This window comes from Kribbella sp. (assembly GCF_035655035.1).
Lineage (GTDB): Bacteria > Actinomycetota > Actinomycetes > Propionibacteriales > Kribbellaceae > Kribbella.
Genome location: NZ_DASRVN010000411.1, coordinates 1 through 7,594 on the forward strand (window position 1 = coordinate 1; position 7,594 = coordinate 7,594).

Sequence of the window (7,594 nt, forward strand, 5' to 3'; positions counted from 1 at the left end):
CGGCGTGACGGCCAGCCGGCCGGCCTGCAGCGTGTAGTCGGCGGTGGTGGCCCAGTCCGCCTCGACCCCGACGGTCGCGGTCGAGCTGACGTAGTTGCCGGCCTTGGCGGTGAAGCTCTGGTTGCCGTCCGTCGACGAGTACAGCCAGTAGAAGCCGTCGTTCAGGCCGGTGTCCTCGGGCGTCGCCGTGGTGGTCGCGCTCTCGGTGGTGCCGTCGTGCGTGACGACCGCGCCGTTCACGAAACCGTTCGTGTTGGCGTCCTTGACGTTACCGGTGACGATGCCGCCGCCGGTCGGCACACAGGTGACCTGGCTGCCGATCAGGACGTTGTCGACCTCCCACCACCATGCGTACTTCGACTCGTAGTAGTGGAACCGGACCTTCACGTTCGCCTGTCCGGCGGCCTGCGGGATCGCGATCTCCTTCTGGCCGGTCGCGTTCGCGGTCTGCTGCAGCACGTTGGTCCAGGTGGCGCCGCCGTCCAGCGACAGGTCCACGTCGGCCTTGTCACCGAGCCGCTTGAAGTCCTGGTTGAACCGGATCACCGGGGCGGCGACCGAGCTCAGGTCCACGACCGGGCTGACCAGCGAGGTGTCCTGCTGCCCGCCGCTGCCGTACTTGTCGGAGTCGGCGATCGCGAAGTTGCCGCTGCCGCCGGAGGTGTTGCCCCGGTTGCCTTGGTTGTCGAACTTCCAGACCTGGCCGTTGCCCAAGTTGTCGACGACCGTCCACCCGTTCGGCGCGGAGGTGCCGTCGAACGTCTCGTAGACGCCGTCCGAGCCCCACTTGTAACCGGGCGCGGTGGTGCACGAGCTGGAGTCGGCCGGTACCGCGATGTTCTTCGTCAGGTTGCCGCTGCCGACCGTGATCGGCTGGCTGACGGTCGCGTACCCCGGGTACTTCGTCTCGATCTTCAGCGAGTACGCCGCGCCCGACGGGACCTTGAGGCTGTACCGGCCGTTGCTCGGGGTGGTGTAGTCGAACACGCCACCCGGACCCTCGACCGACACCTTCGCGTACAGCGGCCAGCCGTGGCCGGAGCCGTCCGTGACGGTGCCGCCGACGCTCACCTGCGGAGTGCTCGCCAGGGCGAAGTCCTTGGTGGTGGTCTGACCAGTGGTGATGGTCGCGGTGGCGGTCGCGGTCTTGTACCCGAAGGACGAGACCGTCAGGTTGTAGTCGCCGGCCGGCAGTACGGACGAGAACGTGCCGTTGCTGCTGGTGGTCAGCGTCTTGTCGGGCTGGCCGTCGGCCTTGATCGTCACGCTCGCGCCGGCCAGCGCGGCACCACCGGTGGCGGCGGTGACGGTACCGGACAGCGTGCCGGTGTCGCCGATCGGCGCGGCGCTCACCAGCGCCAGCGCGTCCAGACGGCCCTGGCCGAAGACGTTGTTGTTCGCGTCGGTGCCGCCGCACTGGCTGTCCGGCGTGTCGATCGCGGTCTGGTTCAGCAGCGCGCGGGTCGCGGCCACGTCACCCTTGAGGGCCGGCGACGCGGACCACAGCAACGCCACGGTGGCCGTCAGGTGTGGCGTCGCCATCGACGTACCGTTGAACGCGCCGTACGTATTGCCCGGCAGGCTGGAGCGGACGTTCACGCCGGGCGCCGAGATGTTCGGCTTGATCGTGCCGTTCTGGCCGGCACCGCGGCCGGAGAACGACGCGATGTTGTTGTTGATGTCGTAGGCGCCTGCTGAGTAGTTGCTGGTCAGGCTGCCTGGCGACCCCGAGCTGTTACAGGCCGAGCCGCTGTTGCCGTTGGCGAACGCGCCGAAGATCCCGGACGCGGTCCAGGCCAGCGTGATGTCCTCCATGAACGGGTCGTTCGACGGCAGCGTCGAGCCCCAGGAGTTGTTGATGACGTTCGGGCGCTTGCTCGCGTCCGGGTTCTGCCCCTGGAGGTCGGTCGGTTCCAGCATCCACTGGCCGGACGAGATCAGCGCGGCGTCGCTCGGGCAGCAGCCGTTCGCGGCGATCCACTTCACGCCCGGGGCGACCCCGATCTGGTTGCCCGCGCCGTCGTCGCCGACCATCGTGCCCATCGTGTGGGTGCCGTGGCCGTTGCCGTCGGACGGTGCGTTCGGCGAGGTGCCGGCCGCGTCGAACCAGTTGTAGTTGTGGTCGAAGGTGCCGTCACCGTTGTTCCCGCGGTACTGCTTCACCAGCGCCGGGTGGTCGTACTGCACACCGGTGTCGATGCTGGCGACGACGATGCCCTCGCCCTTGTCGCCGTACTGCGACCAGACCTGGTTCGCCTTGATGTTCGCGACGCCCCACTCGACGGACTGGACCGCCTTCTCCTGCGTGCCGGGCGTGACCTTCGGTACCTCGATCTGGACCGGTGCGTACAGGCCCTCGACCTCGGAGTGGGTGGCCAGGTCCTGGGCGAGCGCGAGCGAACCGTTCTCGATCCGGATCGCGTTCGTACCCCAGAACGCCTGGTACTTCACGTGCTGCGCGTCCAGGTCGGCGCGGATCTTCGCCTGGCTGTCCGCGGCGGTCTTCTTCAGCGCGGCGGCGACCGCCGTACCGCGCTCGTTCCAGTTCGTGATCTTGCCGGCAGCGGTCAGGTCGGCCTTGGCGCCGAACCGGACCCAGTAGTCGGACGCGGCCTTGGCGTCCTTGCCGTCCAGCTTGGCCATCAGTTCCGGCTTGATCTTGGCGGCGGGCGATGGTACCTGGGCTTCCGGTTTGGTCGGGGGCCCAATAGTTGGTACAGCTTGGGCCTGGCCGGCGGCGGCCATCCCGGTCGCGACGACGGCCAGCGCCGCCAGGGTGCTCACCAGCGATCTGGCGAGCCCCTTTCGTTGATGTGACATCTCTGCAGCCCCTCACTTGAACGACCCCGAGTCGACTCCCCCGAGTCACTTGCTGCAGCAGGACGCTATGTGTCAGAACAACGTGGTAACAAGCACACTTGGTAAGCAACTTGTAACTAACCGTCGCGCCGATCGAGGCAACTGTGAGCAACCTGAGCAAACCTGGTCCGTTGCGTTGACGATCGCAGTCAGCTGTTGACATCGTGATCAGATGGTCACCGCCCGTGAACCAGATGCCGATCCGGCAGAGACCTTCCCGCTGCTGATCGCGGTCGCCGCCTCGCCGGACCAGCGCGTCCGGCTCGCCGAGCTCGTCGACGACGTCGCCCCGCTGCTGCTGGTCTCCAGCCTCGAGGAGCTTCGCCGGCTGCTGGTCCCGGCGCAGCCGCCGCCACCGGCCACGCCCGAGCATCCCGAACCGACCGAGCCGGACGCGGGCGACGCCACCGCCGTACAGGCGTCCGACGCGGACCCCGATGCCGACGTACTCACGATCGACCGGCCGCGCGCGGTCGCCCGCTGGCGCGACCGCGAGATCCAGCTGACCGACCTCGAACAGGAGCTGCTCGGACGCCTGATGTCGACGCCGCTGCGCGTCTGGTCGTACGACGCCCTGCACCAGAGCGTCTGGCCCGGCCGGCACGTCCGTGGCACCGCCGACGTGCACTCGGTGGTGAAACGCCTGCGCCGCAAGCTCGACGACCTCGGTACGACGGTGACCATCGACGCGGTCCGCGGGATCGGGTTCCGGCTCACCGACCACCAACGCCCACTGATCACCGATCTCCGCGCGGGGTAACGTCGCCTGACGTGACCTTCTCTGCGCTGAGCCATCTCGAATGCCCGCGGTGTGGGGCGACCCATGACGCCGACCAGATCATCGGCCTCTGCCCGTGCGGATCGCCGCTGCTCGCGCGGTATGGCGTACCTTCGGTGACGAAGGAGGATCTGGCCGGGCGGGCGCCGGATCTGTGGCGGTACCACGAGTTGCTGCCGGTGCGGTCGCCGGAGAACGTGGTGACGCTGGGGGAGGGGATGACCCCGCTACTGCCGTTGCCGCGGTACGGCGCGGAGCTCGGCGTCGAGCGGCTGCTGATGAAGGACGAGGGGCTGATCCCGACCGGTACCTTCAAGGCGCGGGGCGCCGCGGTCGGGGTGTCGCGGGCTTTTGAGGTCGGCGTACGGAAGATCGCGATGCCGACGAACGGGAACGCCGGCTCCGCCTGGGCCGCGTACGCCGCGCGCGCCGGGATGCAGGCGCTGATCGCGATGCCGCTCGCCGCGCCGGAGATCTGCCGGCGCGAGGTGACCGTGGTCGGCGCGGAGCTCGTACTGATCGACGGCCTGATCGGCGACGCGGCGGCGTACGTCCGGGAGCAGACCGGGTACTTCGACGCCTCGACGCTGAAGGAGCCGTACCGGATCGAGGGCAAGAAGACGATGGGGCTGGAGATCGCCGAGCAGTTCGGGTGGTCGTTGCCGGACGTGATCGTCTACCCGACCGGTGGCGGCGTCGGCATCATCGGCATCTGGAAGGCGCTGAACGAACTCCGCGACCTCGGCTGGATCGACGGCCCGCTGCCGCGGCTGGTCGCCGTACAGTCCACCGGCTGCGCGCCGATCGTGCGCGCCTGGGAGAAGGGCCTGCCCGAGAGCGAACCCTGGCCGAACGCCCGAACCGTTGCCTTCGGCATCACTGTCCCCAAGGCCCTCGGCGACTTCCTCGTCCTGCAGGCGATCGCCGAGACGGATGGTTGCGCGATCGCCGTCGACGACGAGGACATCCTCGCCGAACAACACCTGCTCGCCCGCCTCGAAGGCGCATTCATCTGCCCCGAGGGCGCCGCCAACTTCGCCGCCGTCCGCCACCTCCGCGAAACCGGCTGGATCCACCCCGACGACCAGGTAGTCGCCCTCAACACCGGCGCCGGCCTCAAGTACCCGGAGACCGTTCCGCTCTGACTGATCACCCCACGCGGTGCTACGCCCGGCTCCTCCGTCGCCGCGCTACGCGCCGCCCCACCCACCCCCGGGCTACCGCCCGGAACACGTTCCGGCTACCGCCGGGAGTTCCGGCCACCGCCGGGCGTTTCCGGCTGGCGCCGGCGAGTTGCTCGCTGCCGCTCGCCTCCGACTGAACCGCGCCGCCGGGCTTTCTGTGGTGATCAAGCACCTGTGCCAGCAAGCAACGCCGCATCGTTCGAGTGTCGTTCGTGGTCGAGGACGAGGCGCGCTGGTCACATCTGGTCAGAGTTCAAACGTCCAGCTGCCCTCGGGACTGGTGAGGGTGTTCCGGTCGGCGGCGAGTTCGAGGGTCATGGTGTGGAGGGGGAAGTGGCCTGCGGCCGTCCATCTGTCGCGTACGCGTTCCAGGTCGTCCCATAGTCGCCGTGGACCGCTTTGGTGGACGGTCCGGCTTTCGCTGTCGGCACGTGCCCAGGATCCGTCGGTTGCCAGAAGCCACAGGAGTTGGCTGCCGTCTTGGCGTGTTGCCGAACGGTTCTCGATGTCGGGGCTGTCGAGCTCGTACAGACAACGCAGTTCCCAGTCGGCCCACAGGTCGGGTATAGGTCCAACGAGCCGTCGAGTCTCGGTACCTTGCTGGTCGCGTGCTGCGTGGTACACGTGATCCAGCCGGGGTGGATAGTCGGCCTGGTCCCTGGTGCGCATGAACGTGGCTGGGTCTGGCTGGACGTGGCCGCGGACGACTCCGTCGGGGTGTTTCTCGGCATTGATCAGGAGTGAGGTGCCGGTGATCGTGGCGACGATTCTCCCGCCGGGGCGAAGAGCCTCCAGCCAAGTGGGCGGGACAGGGCGGACGGAGACGGTCGCGATGATCCGGTCGTAGTGGGTGTCCGGCAGCGCCCCCGTGGCATCGGCTACCTCGAGATGTGGTGTTCGCCCGAAGCCGGCAAGCCGTTCGCGCGCGACGTCGACGAGGTAGGGGTCTACGTCGACGCTAGTCACCTGGACGTCGCCTAGGCGGTGTGCGAGGAGGGCGGCGGAGTAGCCGGAGCCGGTGCCGACGTCGAGCACGTGGTCCTGTTCGTCGGGGTCGAGCAGGTGGAGCATGCGTACGATCAACCCGGGCAAGGTGGAGGATGATGTGGGGAGGCCCGTCGGGCGATCGGACATCTCCGCTTGGTCGGCGTGGAGTGCGCCCACGCGGGTCACCAGCGTCTCGTCCGCATAGACCTCGGTCCACGGCTGGTCCGGGTGGGGTGTGCGGAGTCCCCAGGCGAATGGGTAGCTGTCGGGGATCGGCTCCCACCACCTCGGCACCAGTTGGTGCCGAGGTGTGGAGCTGACCGAGTCGTGCCACTCCGGTGCCGTGGTCGTGACCTGTTCGGCGAGTTTTCGGGCGGCGTCGGTCCAGTCGGTCACGGAGTCAATCGTCCTTTCCTTGGAGGGCATCGGCCATTGCCTCGATCATCGGTGCGCCGGCCTTGACCGCGAGCCAGTGCCATTGGCCGTTCGGGTTTACTTCGAAGAACACCCATCGGCCGTCCGGGGTCACGGCGAAGTCGAGCGCTCCGAAGTACAGGCCCAGCTCGTCCATCAGCAGCCGGACGCCCTTCTCGACCTGAGCCGGAAGCTCGATCGGACCGTAGGTGAGGGATGGATAGTCCGTTCTCCAGTCCAGTCTGGCAGCGGCACTGCCGGCATGGATTGCGACCGGGAACATCCGCTGCCCGATCACGGTCAGGCGTACTTCGCATTGCTTGGGCACTCGTTCCTGGAACAGATGTGCGGTGCCGGTGATGCTCGTGTCGATCTCGTCGGCGTGCAGCACCGTGGTCGGCAGGTAGCGGTGGCGACGTTCCGCCGTGAGTACCCCGCCGCTGAGGCCCTTGTAGATGACCTCGTCGGCGCCGATGAACTCGCGGGCATGATCGGGATCCGAGGTGATGATCGTCCGCGGTACGTCGAGGCCGGCGCGGGCCGCCACCGCAAGTTGAACCGGTTTGTAGTTGGCTGCTGAGTCCTTGGCCGGATGGTTGATCCATCGCACCGGAAGTGAGCCCAGTACGCCGAGTACTCCGACGCGTGCCTCGGACACTGCGAACGCCCGTGCCTCGTCGGGCCAGCTGCTCGGCACGTTGAACTCGGCTGGCCGTCGCCACCACACGGCACTGACCGCTGAGAGGTCGATTGACCGATCAGCGGTCAGGTGCCCGTCCCAGCCGTGCGGACCGAGTGTGGCCGCTACGCGGGACGACTGAGGGAAGTCGGAGGTGTCGTAGCGGACGACCGACGCCTGCCGTCTGGCCAACTCGTCGATGACGGCGTCGGCGGTCAGGTCGTCGCGGCCGGTCAGGACCAGGACGGTGCCCATGCTCAGTAGTTGTCGGTGGAGTTGTCCGATCCGGGGCGCTGGCCGTCGGGGATCGGCGTCTCGGTGTTCGTTTCCGGCAGAGCCGCGGCGATGGCGTGGTACGGGTTGCCGGTCGCGGACACGTTCAACTGGAGGTTGGCGCTGTAGGTCATCGGCAGTTCCATCGGTGCGATCTCCGGTCCGGATGCCAGGTGACGGACGCCGAACGGAACCGCACTCGTCTCGTTGCTCATGGACTTTCTCCCTTACTGGTTGGGGTTTGGAACGGCCGGCCCAGGACGGAGTCGCTATCTCGTCCCGCGCCGGCCGGCTTCTGGGGTGCGGTATCGGCGATCCGCTGACACCGCAGCTGCCGGCCCGGTAGGCCGTGGATCCGAAGGTTGATGACGTGCGCGTACTGCGCCGCGAGCGCCGCCGGGGCGATGTGCTCCTCGATCA

Annotated in this window: 6 protein-coding genes; 2 read left to right on the forward strand and 4 right to left on the reverse strand. The window is 68.1% G+C overall.

The features are described 5' to 3' along the window. Positions 1-2,784: S8 family serine peptidase (locus VFF46_RS23000; protein WP_325039259.1), on the reverse strand; the 2,784-nt coding region annotated here is incomplete at its 3' end. 247 nt (positions 2,785-3,031) lie between these two features. Here VFF46_RS23000 and VFF46_RS23005 point away from each other — a divergent pair. Together VFF46_RS23005 and VFF46_RS23010 are read left to right on the forward strand one after the other, a co-directional pair. Next, the gene (locus VFF46_RS23005; protein ID WP_325039260.1) at positions 3,032-3,619 is read left to right on the forward strand and encodes a winged helix-turn-helix domain-containing protein; all 588 of its coding nucleotides are present in this window, start codon (positions 3,032-3,034) and stop codon (positions 3,617-3,619) included. An 11-nt stretch (positions 3,620-3,630) separates the two neighbouring features. Next, complete coding sequence (locus VFF46_RS23010) at positions 3,631-4,782, forward strand: threonine synthase (protein WP_325039261.1); 1,152 nt, start codon at positions 3,631-3,633, stop codon at positions 4,780-4,782. A 285-nt stretch (positions 4,783-5,067) separates the two neighbouring features. Here the strand turns inward: VFF46_RS23010 and VFF46_RS23015 are convergent, their stop codons facing one another. The 3 genes from VFF46_RS23015 to tgmA form a co-directional block, all read right to left on the reverse strand. Continuing rightward, entirely contained in the window at positions 5,068-5,994 is a 927-nt protein-coding gene (locus tag VFF46_RS23015; RefSeq protein WP_325039262.1) for a methyltransferase domain-containing protein, read from the reverse strand. A 214-nt stretch (positions 5,995-6,208) separates the two neighbouring features. Next, positions 6,209-7,156 (reverse strand): ATP-grasp ribosomal peptide maturase, encoded by a 948-nt coding sequence (tgmB, locus tag VFF46_RS23020; RefSeq protein ID WP_325039263.1) that lies wholly within the window; start codon positions 7,154-7,156, stop codon positions 6,209-6,211. 2 nt (positions 7,157-7,158) lie between these two features. Further along, on the reverse strand, positions 7,159-7,389 hold the full coding sequence (gene tgmA / locus VFF46_RS23025) for a putative ATP-grasp-modified RiPP (protein ID WP_325039264.1): 231 nt from the start codon (positions 7,387-7,389) through the stop codon (positions 7,159-7,161). Between the last annotated feature and the right edge of the window lie 205 nt (positions 7,390-7,594).

Coding starts and splice junctions, on each gene's coding strand:
- tgmA (WP_325039264.1), bottom strand. CDS start 7,389: ATGAGCAACGAGACGAGTGCGGTTCCGTTCGGCGTCCGTCACCTGGCA.
- VFF46_RS23005 (WP_325039260.1), top strand. CDS start 3,032: ATGGTCACCGCCCGTGAACCAGATGCCGATCCGGCAGAGACCTTCCCG.
- tgmB (WP_325039263.1), bottom strand. CDS start 7,156: ATGGGCACCGTCCTGGTCCTGACCGGCCGCGACGACCTGACCGCCGAC.